This is a genomic window from Microbacterium sp. CFBP 8794 (assembly GCF_014841235.1).
GTDB lineage: Bacteria > Actinomycetota > Actinomycetes > Actinomycetales > Microbacteriaceae > Microbacterium.
The window spans coordinates 128,655-144,360 of the sequence record NZ_JACYTT010000002.1; the positions used below are offsets into that span (position 1 = coordinate 128,655).

The following is a 15,706-nucleotide window of genomic DNA, read 5'->3' on the forward strand; positions in this document are numbered from 1 at the left end:
CCGCCGGAGCAAGCGGACCGCGGCGCCGGTGCGGCAGCGCAGTCCGTGCGCCCCCGGCCCCGGCGCGGAAGCGCAGCGCCTGCCCCCGCGTCAGTGCCCGGCTTCGTCCCAGTCCGCGCCGCGGCCGATCTGCACGTCGAGCGGCACGGTGAGCTGGGCGGCGTCGGCCATGCGTGCACGCACGATCTGCTCCACGGCATCCCACTCCCCCGTCGCCACCTCGACGACGAGCTCGTCGTGGATCTGCAGCAGCACACGCGAGCGCAGACCCGCGGATGCCAGCTCGTCGCTGATGCGGAACAGCGCGACCTTCATGATGTCGGCGGCGCTGCCCTGGATGGGGGCGTTGAGGGCTGCACGCTCGGCGTTCTCGCGCAGCACGCGGTTCATGCTGGTGAGGTCGGGGAACGGGCGGCGGCGGCCGAAGATCGTCTCGGTGTAGCCGTCTTGGCGGGCCTGCTCCACCGACCCCCGCAGGTAGTCGCGGACGGCGCCGAAGCGGGCGAAGTACTCGAGCATGAGCTTCTTCGCCTCGGACTGCTCGATGCGCAGCTGCTTCGACAGCCCGAACGCCGACAGGCCGTACACGAGGCCGTACGACATGGCCTTGACCTTGGTGCGCATGGCCGGGGTGACCTCGGTGGGGTCGACGCCGAAGACGCGCGCGCCGACGAAGCGGTGCAGGTCTTCGCCCGAGTTGAACGCCTCGATCAGCCCGGGGTCGCCCGACAGGTGCGCCATGATGCGCATCTCGATCTGCGAGTAGTCGGCGGTGAGCAGGGTCTCGTACCCCTCGCCGACCTCGAAGGCCGCACGGATGCGGCGACTCTCTTCGGTGCGGATCGGGATGTTCTGCAGGTTGGGGTCGGTGCTCGACAGGCGCCCCGTCTGGCTGCCGGTCTGCACGTAGGTCGTGTGGATGCGCCCGTCGGCGCCGGTGGCCGCGTCGAGTGCGTCGATGATCTGCTTGAGCTTGGTCGCCTCGCGGTGCTTGAGCAGCAGGTCGAGGAACGGGTGCGGCGCGCTCTCTTGCAGGTCGGCGAGGGCGGCGGCGTCGGTCGTGTAGCCGCTCTTCGTCTTGCGCGTCTTCGGCAGCTGCAGCTCGTCGAACAGCACCTCTTGCAGCTGCTTGGGGGAACCGAGGTTCACCTCGTGGCCGATCGCCGCGTAGGCGTCACGGGCGAGCGCGTCGGCTCGCGCGCCGAGCTCGGCCGAGAAGCTCGACAGCTTCTCGTGCGAGACGGCGACACCGGCGAGCTCCATGTCGGCCAGAGCGGTGAGCGAGGGCAGCTCGATGTCGTCGAGCACCTCGGCGACGCGCGCGGGCATGTCGGCGCGCTGCGCCTCGGCCACGCGGCGGATGAACCACGCGAGCTGGCCGGGCGTGGCGCCCTCGGTCTCGGGGACGAGCTGCGTGGGGTCGGCCTCGGGGAGCTTCTCGTCGAGGAAGCGCTCGACGAGGTCGCCCAGCGTCTTGTCGGGGAAGCTGGGGCGCACGAGCCAGCCGGCCAGGATGACGTCGGAGGCGATGCCGCGCAGGGTCACGTCTTCGCGGGCGAGCGCCTTGATCTGGGGCTTGGCATCGGCCAGGACCTTGGGCGCATCGGAGGCCAACCACTCGGCGAGGGAGTCGCGGACCGCGGGGGTCCACGCGGCCTCGACCGCGGCGTCGGCGGTCGCCAGACCGAGGTGCGCCGGTCGGCCGCCCTCGAGGGTGAGGGACAGTCCCACGGGTCCCGTGACGCCCGTCGCCCACTCGACGAGAGCCGTGGCGTCGAGGGTGGCGGGAGTCGGCGCGGTCGCCGTGGGCAGAGCCTCGTCGACGGCATCGCCCGGGTCGCCGCCGAGGGCGTCGAACACGCGCGGCAGAAGCGTGCGGAATTCGAGACGCGCGAAGATGTCGCGCACGGCCTGCGCGTCGAGCGGCTGCATCGCGAGGTCGCCGGGGGCCTTGTCGAGCTCGACGTCGCGCAGCAGACGGTTGAGGGTGCGGTTGCGCCGCACGCCGTCGATGTGCTCGCGCAGGTTGCCGCCGACGACGCCGGTGATCTTGTCGGCGTTGTCGAGCAGGGCGTCGAGCGAGCCCCACTGGGTCAGCCACTTCACGGCCGTCTTCTCGCCGACCTTGGGCACACCCGGCAGGTTGTCGCTGGTCTCGCCGACCAGGGCGGCGATCTCGGGGTACTGCGCCGGCGGCAGGCCGTACTTCTCGATGACGGCGGCGGTGTCGTAGCGCTTCAGCTGCGACACGCCCTGCACGTTCGGATACAGCAGCGTGACGTCGTCGGTGACGAGCTGGATGGTGTCGCGGTCGCCCGAGCACACGAGCACGGTGAAACCCTCGGCCTCACCCTGCGTGGCGAGGGTGGCGAGGATGTCGTCGGCCTCGAAGTCCTCTTTCGCGAGCACGGGGACGCCCATCGCCCGCAGGCAGTCCTGCAGCAGCGGGATCTGGCCCTTGAACTCGGCGGGAGACTCGCTGCGGTTCGCCTTGTACTCGGCGTACTCGCGCGTGCGGAACGACTGCCGCGAGGTGTCGAACGCCACGGCCAGGTGCGTCGGCTTCTCGGCCTTCACGAGGTTGACGAACATCGACAGGAAGCCGTAGATGCCGTTGGTGTGCTGTCCGTCCTTCGTGGAGAAGTTGTCGACGGGCAGCGCGTAGAACGCGCGGTAGGCCAGCGAGTGGCCGTCGACGACGAGGAGAGTAGGCTTTTCGGCATCCGTCACTCCTCCAGCGTAACGAGTGCCACGGACACCCCCCCCGGTCCCGGCCCGACGAAGGCGATGATGACGTCCACACCCTCCGACTCCGTGTCCGGCCTCGACTGGGCGAAGCTGCGCGGAATGGGCGCCCTCGCCGAGAAGATGGGCCTCGAGTGGGTCGAGTTCACCGTCGACCGGTGCGTGGCCACCATGCCCGTCGAGGGCAACACCCAGCCGGTCGGCCTGCTGCACGGGGGCGCCTACGTCGTGCTCGGCGAGTCGCTGGGATCGATGGCCGCCAACCTGCACGCGGGTCCGGGGCGCCTGGCCGTCGGCATCGACATCAACGCCACGCACACGCGCTCAGCCACCTCGGGCCATGTCACCGGCGTCTGCACGCCCATCCACCTGGGGCGTTCGCTGACGGTGCACGAGATCGCGATCTCCGACGAGCAGGGCCGCCGTTGCTCGACGGTGCGCATCACGAACATGATCAAGGACGCCCCCGCGCGCTGATGTTCGTCGCGCACGCGACCCTTACCGTTGCGCTGATCGGCTCGGCCCTCCGCCGACCCCCTCCCCCGGGAACGAAAAATGGATGCCACCCGAGTGGCATCCATTTCGCGAGAGGTCTCGTCAGCCCTTCTTGGGGGCCAGCTGCTCGATGATCGCCTTGGCGACGTCCTGCATGGTCAGGCGGCGGTCCATCGACGCCTTCTGGATCCAGCGGAAGGCCTCGGGCTCGCTGAGGCCCATCTTCTCGTTGAGCAGGCCCTTGGCCCGGTCGACGAGCTTGCGGGTCTCGAAGCGCTCGACCATGTCGGCGACCTCGGCCTCAAGCGTGATGATCTGCTCGTAGCGGGCGAGGGCGATCTCGATGGCGGGCAGCAGGTCGTTCGGCGTGAAGGGCTTCACCACGTACGCCAGGGCGCCGGCCTCGCTGGCACGCTCGACGAGCTCCTTCTGGCTGAAGGCGGTGAGCAGCACCACGGGGGCGATGTGGTTCTTGCTGAGCTTCTCGGCGGCGCTGATGCCGTCGAGCTGCGGCATCTTGACATCCATGATCACGAGATCGGGACGCAGCTCGGTGGCGAGCTGCACGGCGGTCTCGCCGTCGCCCGCTTCGCCCACGACGTCATAGCCGTTGTCGCGCAGGATCTCGACGATGTCGAGGCGAATGAGCGACTCGTCTTCGGCCACGACGACGCGTCGAGGTGCGTTCGGAGCGCTGGCCGGAACGGCTTCTTGATCAGTCACGGAACCATCCTAAGTCTGGGAGGGGACAATCCCCCGGATCGCAGCCCCCGATCGCACGGGATGCTGTCGCGGGTACCGGTGGTGGGACTCGAACCCACACGTCTTTCGACAGAGCATTTTGAGTGCCCCGCGTCTGCCATTCCGCCACACCGGCAGGTGTTGCGTTCCCAATCTACCGGGCGGGAACGAAAGACGACGCGCGCCGGAACGAACCGGCGCGCGTCGTCGGGACTCAGACGTCCTGGTAACCGGGAGCCGCGCCGTGCACGGCGTCGCCGACGCGGTGCACGCGCAGGTCGTTGGTCGAGCCCGCGATTCCGGGAGGGGAACCCGAGATGACCACGACCTTGTCGCCGACCTTGGCCAGGTCGTTCGACAGCAGGTAGTCGTCGACCTGCAGGAACATCTTGTCGGTGTGCGACACGTGCTCAACCAGGGTGGAGCGCACGCCCCACGTCAGCGCCAGGCGGCGGCGGATGCCGGGCTCGGGCGTGAACGCGATCATGGGGATGGTCGCACGCAGGCGCGACATGCGACGTGCCGAGTCGCCGGACTCGGTGAAGACGCAGAGGTACTTGGCCTCGACGAAGTCGGCGACCTCGACGGCGGCGAGGGTGATCGCGCCGCCCTGGGTGCGCGGCTTGTTGGTCAGCGGCGCGATGCGATCGAGACCGTGCTCTTCGGTGGACTCCACGATGCGCGCCATGGTCTCGACGACCACGACCGGGTAGTCGCCGACGCTGGTCTCGCCCGAGAGCATGACAGCGTCCGCACCGTCGAGGACGGCGTTGGCGACGTCGCTGGTCTCGGCGCGGGTGGGCACCGGGCTGGTGATCATCGATTCGAGCATCTGCGTCGCGACGATGACGGGCTTCGCCATGCGGCGGGCCAGCTCGACGGCGCGCTTCTGCACGATCGGCACGGCCTCGAGCGGCAGCTCGACGCCCAGGTCGCCACGGGCGACCATGATGCCGTCGAACGCGTCGATGATCTCTTCGAGGTTGTCGACCGCCTGCGGCTTCTCGATCTTGGCGATGACGGGGACGTAGCGTCCTTCTTCGGCCATGATCTCGTGCACGCGGGTGATGTCGCTGGCGTCGCGGACGAACGACAGCGCGATCAGATCGGCGCCGGCGTTGAGGCCCCAGCGCAGGTCGGCTTCGTCCTTCTCGCTCAGCGCGGGCACGTTGACGGCCACGCCGGGCAGGTTGATGCCCTTGTTGTTCGAGACCGGACCGCCGACGATGACCTTGGTGGTCACGACGGTGCCGTCGGTCTCGACGACCTCGACGCGGACCTTGCCGTCGTCGATCAGCAGGAAGTCGCCGGGGCGGACGTCCTGCGGAAGGCCCTTGAACGTGGTGCCGACGATCTCTTTGGTGCCGAGGATGTCTTCGATGGTGATCTTGAAGATGTCGCCGGGCAGCAGGTCGTGGGGGCCGTTCTCGAACTTGCCGAGGCGGATCTTCGGACCCTGGAGGTCGACGAGGGCGGCGACCGGGCGACCGGCGTCTTCTGCCGCCTTGCGCACGTTGGCGAAGTTGGCATCGTGCACGGAGTAATCTCCGTGGCTCAGGTTGAGGCGGGCGACATCCACACCGGCGTCGATGATGGCGCGAACCATCTCATACGACGACGTGGCGGGCCCGAGTGTTGCGACGATCTTGGCGCGTCTCATCCGGTTTCAAGCTCCGTGAAATTTTCGGGAAGTGGCCGATCGGCCCTTGCCAGCTTAGGTGGGCAGGAGGCCGATGGCGACATCGGTCGGGCGCACCGGTGCGGGCAGCACCGTCTCGCCCATGAGGAACGTGTCGACCTCGGCGGCGGCCGCACGGCCCTCGGCGATGGCCCACACGATGAGGGACTGGCCGCGACCCGCATCGCCGGCGACGAACACGCCCGGCGTCGAGGTCGCGTAGGTGGCATCGCGTTCGACGTTGCCGCGATCGGTGAACCGCGTGCCCAGCTGGTCGCTGAGGTGCGCGCTCTCGGGGCCGGTGAAGCCCATGGCGATCAGCACGAGGTCGGCGGGGATCTCGCGCTCGGTGCCGCTCTTGGGCACACGGCGGCCGTCGAGGTACTCGGTCTCGGCGACCCGCAGGGCCCGGACCTCGCCCGCGGCGTTGCCGAGGAACTCGACGGTCGACGCGAGGAAGGAGCGCTCCCCGCCCTCTTCGTGGGCCGAGGCCATCTCGAAGAGGTTCGGCATCATCGGCCACGGCTGGTTCTCGGGGCGCTCTGACGGCGGCTGCTTGCCGATGGCGAGGTTCGTCACGCTCAGCGCGCCCTGACGGTGCGCGGTGCCGATGCAGTCGGCGCCCGTGTCGCCACCGCCGATGACGACGACGTGCTTGCCCTCGGCCGAGATCTGCTGCGGCACCTGGTCGCCGGCGACGGCCTTGTTGCCCTCGATGAGGTACTCCATGGCGTAGTGCACGCCGTCGAGGTCGCGGCCAGGGATCGCCAGGTCGCGCGGCAGGGTCGAACCGGTGGCCACCACGACGGCGTCGTAGCGCGCCCGCAGGTCGCTCCACGAGATGTCCTTGCCGATCTCGACGCCCGCGCGGAAACGCGTGCCCTCGGCCTGCATCTGCCGCAGTCGCAGCTCGAGGTGGCGCTTCTCCATCTTGAAGTCGGGGATGCCGTAGCGCATGAGGCCGCCGATGCGGTCGTCGCGCTCGAACACGGCGACCGTGTGACCCGCACGCGTCAGCTGCTGTGCCGCGGCGAGGCCGGCGGGACCGGAGCCCACGACGGCGACGGTCTTGCCGGTGAGGCGCTCGGGCGGCTCGGGCTCGACCCAGCCGTTCGAGAAGGCCTCGTCGATGATCGAGACCTCGACCTGCTTGATCGTCACGGCGGGCTGGTTGATGCCCAGCACGCACGAGCTCTCGCAGGGCGCCGGGCAGAGCCGTCCGGTGAACTCGGGGAAGTTGTTCGTCGCGTGCAGGCGCTCGATGGCGGCACGGCCCTCGCCCCGCCACGTGAGGTCGTTCCACTCGGGGATCAGGTTGCCGAGCGGGCAGCCCTTGTGGCAGAACGGGATGCCGCAGTCCATGCAGCGCCCGGCCTGGCGTTTGATGACGGCCGAATCCCCCGGCTCGTACACCTCTTTCCAGTCCATGATGCGCACGGGCACCGGTCGACGCTTCGGGAGCTCGCGCTCCGTCGTCTTGAGAAAGCCCTTCGGGTCAGCCACCCGTCACCTCCAGAATGCGCTTCCAGACGACGTCGCCGTCGGGGTCGAGCCCCTCGGCAACCGCCTCCTGGCGGGTCTGCAGCACGGCGGCGTAGTCGCGCGGCAGCACCCGGACGAAATTGTCCACCTCGGTCTCGAAGTCGTCGAGCAGACGACGGGCGAGGGTGGAATCGGTCTCTGCGACGTGCTTCTCGAGCAGATCGCGCAAGATCTCGGCATCCCCGGATCCGAGGGCGCCCAGAACGAGCTCGCCGGATGCCAGGGCCTCGCGGTTCACGAGGTCGCTGTCGAGTCGGTAGACGTAGGCCTGGCCGCCCGACATACCCGCGCCGAGGTTGCGGCCCGTGTCGCCGAGGATGACCGCGAGTCCACCGGTCATGTACTCGAGCGCGTGGTCGCCCACGCCCTCGACGACCGCCGTCGCGCCGGAGTTGCGCACGAGGAACCGCTCGCCGACGACGCCGTTGAGGAACATCTGCCCCTGCGTGGCGCCGTAGCCGATGACGTTTCCGGCGATGACGTTCTCGGAGGCCGCGAACGACGAGCCGCGCGGCGGGCGCACGACGATCGTTCCGCCCGACAGGCCCTTGCCGACGTAGTCGTTGGAGTCGCCCTCGAGGCGCAGCGTGATGCCGGCGGGCATGAACGCACCGAACGACTGTCCGGCCGAGCCGGTCAGACGCACGTCGATCGAGTTCTCGGGCAGACCGTGCTCGCCGCGCGCCTTGGTGACGTGGTGGCCGAGCATGGTCCCGACCGCGCGGGCCGTGTTGCGGATGGGCAGGTCGATCGTGAGCTGACCGCCGTGCGCGATGACGTCCTGCGCGCGCTCGATGAGCTGCACGTCGAAGTGCTCCTCGAGCTCGTGGTTCTGGTTGCGCGCGTGTCGACGCGGTTCGTCGTCGGCGAAGCGGGGTCCCTCGAGGATCGGCGCGAGGTTGAGCCCGCGCGCCTTCCAGTGCTGGATCGCCTCGTTCACGTCGAGCAGGTCGGTGCGCCCGACGATCTCGTCGATCGAGCGGTAGCCGAGGGCGGCGAGGTACTCCCGCACCTCCTGGGCGATGAACTCCATGAAGGTGACGATGTACTCGGCCTTGCCGGTGAAGCGCGAGCGCAGCACGGGGTTCTGCGTCGCGACACCCACGGGGCACGTGTCGAGGTGGCACACGCGCATCATGATGCAGCCCGAGACGACGAGGGGGGCGGTCGCGAAACCGAACTCCTCGGCGCCCAGCAGCGCGCCGATCACGACGTCGCGGCCGGTCTTCATCTGCCCGTCGACCTGCACGACCACGCGGTCGCGCATGCCGTTGAGCATGAGCGTCTGCTGCGTCTCGGCCAGGCCGAGCTCCCAGGGCGTACCCGCGTGCTTGAGCGAGTTCATGGGGCTCGCACCCGTCCCGCCGTCTTGGCCCGAGACCAGGATGACGTCACTGAGCGCCTTGGCGACGCCGGCGGCGACCGCACCGATGCCCGACTGGCTCACGAGCTTGGTGTGGATGCGGGCCGAGGGGTTGGCGCGCTTGAGGTCGAAGATCAGCTGCTTGAGGTCTTCGATGGAGTAGATGTCGTGGTGCGGCGGGGGCGAGATGAGGCCCACGCCCGCGGTCGCGTGACGCGTCCGCGCCACCCACGGGTACACCTTGGTCGGAGGCAGCTGACCGCCCTCGCCGGGCTTGGCGCCCTGGGCGAGCTTGATCTGGATGTCCTCGGCCTGGGTGAGGTACAGGCTCGTCACACCGAACCGACCGGATGCCACCTGCTTGATGGCGCTGCGACGCTCGGGGTCGAGCAGACGGTCGACGTCTTCTCCGCCCTCGCCGGTGTTCGACTTGCCGCCGATCCGGTTCATGGCGACCGCGAGCACCTCGTGCGCCTCTTTCGAGATCGAGCCGTAGCTCATCGCACCGGTCGAGAAGCGCTTCACGATGGCCGAGACCGGTTCGACCTCGTCGATCGGCACGGGCGGACGCACGTCGGTGCGCAACGAGAACAGGCCGCGGAGCGTCTTGAGCTCGTGCGCCTGGTCGTCGATGAGATGCGTGTACTCGCGGAAGATGTCGTAGCGGCGCTCGCGCGTGGCGTGCTGCAGGCGGAACACCGTGTCGGGGTTGAACAGGTGCGGGGCGCCGTCGCGACGCCACTGGTACTCGCCGCCGGTCCACAGGCGCTCGTGCGCGCGGGCCGCCGCGTCTTGGGGGTAGGCATACTCGTGGCGCGAGGCGTTCTCGGCGGCGATGACGTCGAGTCCGACACCACCGAGCTTGGACTCGGTGCCGGTGAAGTACGCGTCGACGAAGTCGCGCGACAGGCCCACGGCTTCGAAGACCTGGGCGCCGGCGTACGACGACACCGTCGAGATGCCCATCTTCGACATGATCTTCAGCACGCCCTTGCCGAGCGCGTAGATCAGGTTCTTGACGGCCTTCTGCGGCGTGATGCCCGTGATGAAGCCCGCCCGCACGAGGTACTCGACGGTCTCCATCGCCAGGTAGGGGTTCACCGCCGACGCGCCGTACCCGATGAGGGTCGCCACGTGGTGCACCTCGCGCACGTCGCCGGCCTCGACGACCAGCCCGACCTTCATGCGCGTCTCTTTGCGGATGAGGTGGTGGTGCACGGCGGCCAGCATGAGCAGCGACGGGATCGGAGCGAGGTCCTTGTTCGAGTCGCGGTCGCTGAGCACGATGAACTCGGCACCGTCTTCGATCGCCTGGTCGACCTCGCTGCACATCTGCGTCAGACGCTTCTGCAGCCCCTTGTGACCGGCCTCGACGCGGTACAGACCGCGGATCGTCACCGACGACCGTCCGCGCAGGGCGGTGTCGATGTGCTGGATCTTGGCGAGCTCGTCGTTGTCGATCACGGGGAAGTCGAGCGTGACCGTGCGGGTGTGGTCGGGTCCCCAGTCGAGCAGGTTGCGCTCCGGACCGAGACCCAGCGACAGCGAGGTGACGACTTCTTCGCGGATCGAGTCGAGCGGCGGGTTGGTGACCTGCGCGAACTGCTGCGAGAAGTAGTCGAACAGCATGCGCGGACGGTCGCTCAGCACGGCGACGGGCGCGTCGCTGCCCATGGCGCCGAGGGGCTCGGCGCCACCCTGACCCATGGGGGTGAGCAGGATGCGCACCTCTTCTTCGGTGTAGCCGAAGGTGCGCTGGCGGCGGGTGATCGAGGCGATCGGGTGCACGATGTGCTCGCGCTCGGGCAGCTCGCTGAGCTTGACGCGGCCCTTGTCGACCCACTCGCCCCACGGCTGCAGGCTCGCGAGCTCGGTCTTGATCTCTTCGTCTTCGACGATGCGGCGCTGGGCCGTGTCGACGAGGAACATGCGACCGGGCTGCAGCCGGCCGCGACGCTTGATGCGCTCGGGCGCGAAATCGAGCACGCCGGTCTCGGAACCGATCACGACGAGGCCGTCGGTGGTCTCGGTCCAGCGACCCGGGCGCAGCCCGTTGCGGTCGAGCGTGGCGCCGACGACCGTGCCGTCGGTGAAGATGAGGGCGGCGGGGCCGTCCCAGGGCTCCATCTGCATGGAGTGGTAGTCGTAGAAGGCACGCAGATCGGGGTCGATCGTGGCCTGCTTCTCGTACGCCTCGGGGACCATCATCATGATCGCGTGCGGGAGGCTGCGCCCGGTGAGCGTGAGCAGCTCGAGCACCTCGTCGAACGAGGCCGAGTCGCTGGCACCCTCGGTGCAGATCGGCAGCAGCGGACGCACGTCGCCGATGAGCTCGGACTCGAGCTGCGACTGGCGCGCGCGCATCCAGTTGCGGTTGCCCTTCACCGTGTTGATCTCGCCGTTGTGCGCGAGCATGCGCAGCGGCTGCGCGAGCGGCCACGACGGGAAGGTGTTGGTGGAGTACCGCGAGTGCACGACGGCGAGCTCCGAGACGAAGCGCTCGTCCGACAGGTCGGGGTAGAACGGCTCGAGCTGCAGGGTCGTGACCATGCCCTTGTAGCCGAGCGTCCGGCTCGACAGCGACACGAAGTACGCGTCGATCTCGTGGCGTGCGCGCTTGCGCAGGCGGTACACGCGGCGGTCGAGCTCGATCCCCGAGAGGGCGGGCTGATCGCCGACGGCCGGGCGCGCGATGAACAGCTGCTCGAAGGCGGGTCGGGCCTCGTAGGCGAGCTTGCCGAGGTTCTCGTGCTCGACGGGCACCTCGCGCCAGCCGAGGACCTCGAGGTTCTCGTGGCGGGCGATCTCTTCGATCCCCGCCTTCATCGCCGCGCGCTCGTCGTGGCCGAGCGGCAGGAAGACCATGCCGGCGGCGTACTCCCCCACCGGCGGCAGGTCGAAGTCGACGACAGCGCGCAGGAAGGCGTCGGGCATCTGGGTGAGGATGCCGGCACCGTCGCCCGTGCCCGCGTCGGAGCCGATCGCCCCACGGTGCTCGAGGTTGCGCAGCGCCGTCAGCGCCAGATCGATGATGTCGTGGCCGGCCACGCCGCGGAGAGTGGCGACCATGGCGAGGCCACAGGCGTCTTTCTCGAACGACGGGTCGTACATTCCCTGGCGGACCGGGAACGTTCCTCCGACGGTGTCGGAACGCAGGCTGGAAGCCATATCAACCGTCCTCACGTTGATGCTTCGAATGGGACGACGTCGGCCCGGAGAATTAGTTCGTGGCGGGGCTGCTTGTGGCGCTGGTGCCGACGGTGTCGCTCGTCGCGGGCGGCTCGCTCACGTCGACGAAGTCAGAGGGGTCGCCTGAGTCTACAGCCCCGGGAGCCTTGCTCTCGCGACCGGGGACGTAGGGCGACGGCTCCAGACCGAGGTGACGACGCGACTGCACGGCGAAGATCACGATGCCCAGGACGACGCCGAAGATGGCCGCCCAGACGTTCGTGCGCAGGCCCAGGATGATCTCGCTGGGGTCGATTCGGATGGATTCCCAGACGATGCGGCCCGCGGAGTACCAGACGAGGTAGATCGCGAACTGCTTGCCCCACTGCAGGGTGAAGCGCTTTCCCGCCCACAGGATGACGGCGGCGCCGAGCAGGTTCCAGATGACTTCGTAGAGGAAGGTCGGCTGGAAAAGCGTGCCGGTTGGCAGTCCGACGGGGATGGCCGGGTTGCCCGAGGCGATTTCGAGGCCCCAGGGAAGGTCGGTGGGCTGACCGAAGAGCTCCTGGTTGAACCAGTTGCCGAAGCGTCCCATGGCCTGCGCGATGATGAGCCCGGGAGCAAGTGCGTCGGCGAAGGTCCAGAACCGGATGCCGGTCCACTTGCAGCCGAGGAACGCGCCGATGGCGCCACCGATCAGTGCGCCGTAGATGGCGATGCCACCCTCCCAGATGGCCCACACGGAGCCCGGCTCGGTGATGTTCCACGGGTTGGAGCCCGGGCCGAAGTAGAAGCCCGGGTGCGTGACGACGTGATAGATGCGCGCGACCACGATCGCGAGCGGGACCGCCAGCAGGCAGATGTCGATGACGACCCACTTCTCGGCGCCACGACGCGTCAGGCGCGCGTTCGTGAGGAAGATCGCGACGATGATTCCCGCGACGATGCACAGGGCATAGAAACGGATGGGAATTGGACCGATATTGAACGACGAGATGGTCGGGCTCGGGATGCTGGCGAGCACGCCGGAGGCGGCGCTCGAGAGGGCGAACGTCATGCTGACGAGTCTAAGCGCGCTGCACGGCACCCGCGGACAGCTCGCGAGCAAGGGTGGACAACCCTTCGACGCCGCCGTCGCGGAGCGCCTTGACCAGGGCCGTGCCCACGATCGCGCCATCGGCGTACTCGACCACGCCCGCCACCTGGGCGGCGTTGGAGATGCCGATGCCGACGCACGCGTGCGTGGCGCCGAACGCGCGGAGCCGCGCGACCAGGTCACGGGCCGCGGCGTCGAGCTGGGTGCGCTCGCCCGTGATCCCCATGGTCGAGACGGTGTAGACGAAGCCCGTGGAGGCCTCGACGATCATTCTCAGGCGGTCGTCGGACGACGTCGGGGCGGCGAGGAACACCCGGTCGAGGCCGGTGCGCTCGCTCGCGGCGATCCACTCGGCCGCGGCATCCGGGGTGATGTCGGGGGTGATGAGCCCCGCTCCCCCGGCGGCGACGAGGTCGTCGGCGTAGCGGTCGACGCCGTACTGCTCGACGAGGTTCCAGTACGTCATGACGAGCACCGGCACGTCGGTGCGGGCGGTGACCTCGCGGATGATCGTGAACAGGTCGCGCATGCGGAACCCGTTCGCCAGCGCCGTCTGGGTGGCCTCCTGGATGACGAGGCCGTCCATGACGGGGTCGCTGTAGGGCGGGCCGAGCTCGATGACGTCGGCGCCGGCTTCGGCCAGCGCCACAGCGGCCTCGATGCTCGTGGCGACGTCGGGGAAGCCCGCGGGCAGGTAGCCGACGAAGGCGCCCCGGCCCTCGGCGTGGGCGGCCTCGATGGCCGCGGCGACGCGAGAGGTCACAGCTCCACTCCCGCACCGCTCGCGGCATCCGGAGCCGGCGTCACCTCGACGGGCGAACCCGGGGCCGCGGCCACGGTCTCTGCGGCGTGCGTCTGCGCGCCGCCCTCGGGGCCCTCGGTCGCGTGCTCGGCGTCGTACAGGTCGAAGTAGCGCGCGGCGGTGTCCATGTCTTTGTCGCCGCGCCCCGAGAGGTTGATCGCGATGATGGCGTCGGGGCCCAGCTCGCGCCCCACGCGCAGCGCCCCGGCGAGGGCGTGCGCCGACTCGATGGCGGGGATGATGCCCTCGGTGCGCGACAGCAGACGCAGGGCCTGCATGGCCTCGTCGTCGGTGGCGGGGATGTACTGCGCCCGACCGATGTCGGCGAGCCACGCGTGCTCGGGGCCGACGCCCGGGTAGTCGAGACCCGCCGAGATCGAGTGCGACTCGGTGGTCTGCCCGTCTTCGTCCTGCAGCACGTAGGTGCGCGCGCCGTGCAGCACGCCGGGGCGGCCCCGGCCGATGGATGCCGCGTGCTTGGGCGTGTCGACGCCGTCACCGGCGGCTTCGACGCCGTAGAGCGCGACGCCCTCGTCGTCGAGGAACGCGTCGAACATGCCGATCGCGTTGGACCCGCCGCCCACGCAGGCGAAGACGGCGTCGGGGAGTCGGCCGAGGCGCTCGAGGAACTCCGCTCGCGTCTCTTCGCCGATGATCTTCTGGAAGTCGCGCACCATCGCGGGGAACGGGTGCGGGCCCGCGGCGGTGCCGAAGATGTAGTTGGTGGTCTCGACCGAGGCCACCCAGTCGCGGTACGCCTCGTTGATGGCGTCCTTCAGCGTGCGCGAGCCGGTCGTGACGGGCACGACCTCGGCGCCGAGCAGTCGCATGCGGGCGACGTTCAAGGCCTGACGCTCGGTGTCGACCTCGCCCATGTACACGACGCACTCGAGGCCGAAGAGGGCCGCGGCGGTCGCGGTGGCGACGCCGTGCTGGCCGGCGCCGGTCTCGGCGATCACGCGCGTCTTACCCAGGCGCTTGGTCAGCAGTGCCTGGCCGAGCACGTTGTTGATCTTGTGCGAGCCGGTGTGGTTGAGGTCTTCGCGCTTGAGGAATATCCGCGCGCCGCCGGCGTGCTCGGCGAAGCGCGGCACCTCGGTGAGGACCGAGGGGCGGCCCGCGTAGTCGTGCAGCAGCGCGGTCAGCTCGGTGTGGAAGGCCGGGTCGGCCATCGCCGACTCGTAGACCGCGGTGAGCTCGTCGATCGCGGCGATGAGCGATTCGGGCATGTAGCGGCCGCCGAAGTCGCCGAAGAACGGCCCCTTCTGATCGCGCAGCTTCTGATCGCGCACGGTGGTCATGAGGTCTCCTGGAGGAACGCGCGGAGCGTGGCGACGGGGTCGCCGGTGACGAGGGCCTCGCCCACGAGCACGACGTCCGCACCCGCGGCGCGGTAGTGGGCCACATCGGCGGGGGTGAGCACGGCCGATTCGGCGATCTTGGTCGCGTCGGCCGGGAAGCGATCGGCGAGGGAGCCGAACAGGTCGCGGTCGAGCTCGAAGGTCGAGAGGTTGCGGGCGTTGACGCCGATGAGCCTGGCTCCGATGTCGGCGGCGCGCTCCAGCTCGTCGGCCGAGTGCGTCTCGACGAGGGCGGTCATCCCGAGCTCGTTCGTGAGCGTGTACAGCTCACCCAGCGTCTTCTGGTCGAGCGCGGCGACGATCAGCAGCACCAGGTCGGCGCCTGATGCGCGGGCCTCGAGCACCTGGTACGGCGTGGCGATGAAGTCTTTGCGCAGGACCGGCACGTCGACCGCCGCGCGGACGGCTTCGAGGTCGGCGAGGCTTCCCTTGAACTTGCGGCCCTCGGTGAGCACGGAGATCGCCGAGGCGCCACCCTGCTCGTACAGTCGGGCCTGGAGCGCGGGGTCGGGGATGTCGGCGAGATCGCCGCGCGAGGGACTCGCGCGCTTGACCTCGGCGATGATCTTCACCCGGTCGGCGGGGGCCAGCAGCGCCAGTGCGTCACGCGCCGGTGACTGCGCGAGCGCGTCGTGCTCGACCGACGACAGAGAGCGCGTGCTTTCGCGCTTCTGCGCGTCTTCGACTGCCCCGGCCGTGAGATCGGCCAGCACGG

10 protein-coding genes and 1 tRNA gene are annotated in these 15,706 nt (G+C 69.4%); 1 reads left to right on the top strand and 10 read right to left on the bottom strand.

What is annotated here, in order from left to right; all coding sequences use genetic code 11:
• Nucleotides 1–90: 90 nt before the first annotated feature.
• Nucleotides 91–2,730 (bottom strand): DNA polymerase I, encoded by a 2,640-nt coding sequence (polA, locus tag IFU19_RS04310; protein ID WP_192013016.1) that lies wholly within the window; start codon nucleotides 2,728–2,730, stop codon nucleotides 91–93.
• Between the two features lie 60 nt (nucleotides 2,731–2,790).
• Between polA and IFU19_RS04315 the strand changes: the two genes are divergently transcribed.
• Complete coding sequence (locus tag IFU19_RS04315) at nucleotides 2,791–3,222, top strand: hotdog fold thioesterase (protein WP_055837944.1); 432 nt, start codon at nucleotides 2,791–2,793, stop codon at nucleotides 3,220–3,222.
• 120 nt (nucleotides 3,223–3,342) lie between these two features.
• On the opposite strand, the gene IFU19_RS04320 is transcribed toward IFU19_RS04315, so the two are convergent.
• The 9 genes from IFU19_RS04320 to trpC form a co-directional block, all read right to left on the bottom strand.
• Nucleotides 3,343–3,963, bottom strand: coding sequence for an ANTAR domain-containing response regulator (locus IFU19_RS04320; RefSeq protein ID WP_055940193.1), 621 nt, complete (start codon nucleotides 3,961–3,963; stop codon nucleotides 3,343–3,345).
• A gap of 73 nt (nucleotides 3,964–4,036) precedes the next feature.
• Nucleotides 4,037–4,117, bottom strand: a tRNA-Leu gene (locus tag IFU19_RS04325).
• A 78-nt stretch (nucleotides 4,118–4,195) separates the two neighbouring features.
• Complete coding sequence (gene pyk / locus IFU19_RS04330) at nucleotides 4,196–5,641, bottom strand: pyruvate kinase (protein ID WP_055837460.1); 1,446 nt, start codon at nucleotides 5,639–5,641, stop codon at nucleotides 4,196–4,198.
• Between the two features lie 54 nt (nucleotides 5,642–5,695).
• Complete coding sequence (locus IFU19_RS04335; RefSeq protein WP_055837457.1) at nucleotides 5,696–7,162, bottom strand: glutamate synthase subunit beta; 1,467 nt, start codon at nucleotides 7,160–7,162, stop codon at nucleotides 5,696–5,698.
• A complete protein-coding gene (gene gltB, locus IFU19_RS04340) occupies nucleotides 7,155–11,732 on the bottom strand; it encodes a glutamate synthase large subunit (protein ID WP_249405350.1) in 4,578 nt (1,525 codons plus the stop codon). The genes IFU19_RS04335 and gltB overlap by 8 nt, the downstream gene beginning before the upstream one ends.
• 52 nt (nucleotides 11,733–11,784) lie before the next feature.
• Nucleotides 11,785–12,789, bottom strand: a complete 1,005-nt coding sequence (lgt, locus tag IFU19_RS04345) for a prolipoprotein diacylglyceryl transferase (protein WP_055940197.1) — start codon at nucleotides 12,787–12,789, stop codon at nucleotides 11,785–11,787.
• A gap of 10 nt (nucleotides 12,790–12,799) precedes the next feature.
• The gene (trpA, locus tag IFU19_RS04350) at nucleotides 12,800–13,591 is read right to left on the bottom strand and encodes a tryptophan synthase subunit alpha (RefSeq protein ID WP_055837447.1); all 792 of its coding nucleotides are present in this window, start codon (nucleotides 13,589–13,591) and stop codon (nucleotides 12,800–12,802) included.
• Entirely contained in the window at nucleotides 13,588–14,931 is a 1,344-nt protein-coding gene (trpB, locus tag IFU19_RS04355) for a tryptophan synthase subunit beta (protein WP_055837444.1), read from the bottom strand. Before trpB ends, trpA begins: the two co-directional genes overlap by 4 nt.
• The gene (gene trpC / locus IFU19_RS04360; protein WP_191915125.1) at nucleotides 14,928–15,704 is read right to left on the bottom strand and encodes an indole-3-glycerol phosphate synthase TrpC; all 777 of its coding nucleotides are present in this window, start codon (nucleotides 15,702–15,704) and stop codon (nucleotides 14,928–14,930) included. Before trpC ends, trpB begins: the two co-directional genes overlap by 4 nt.
• Between the last annotated feature and the right edge of the window lie 2 nt (nucleotides 15,705–15,706).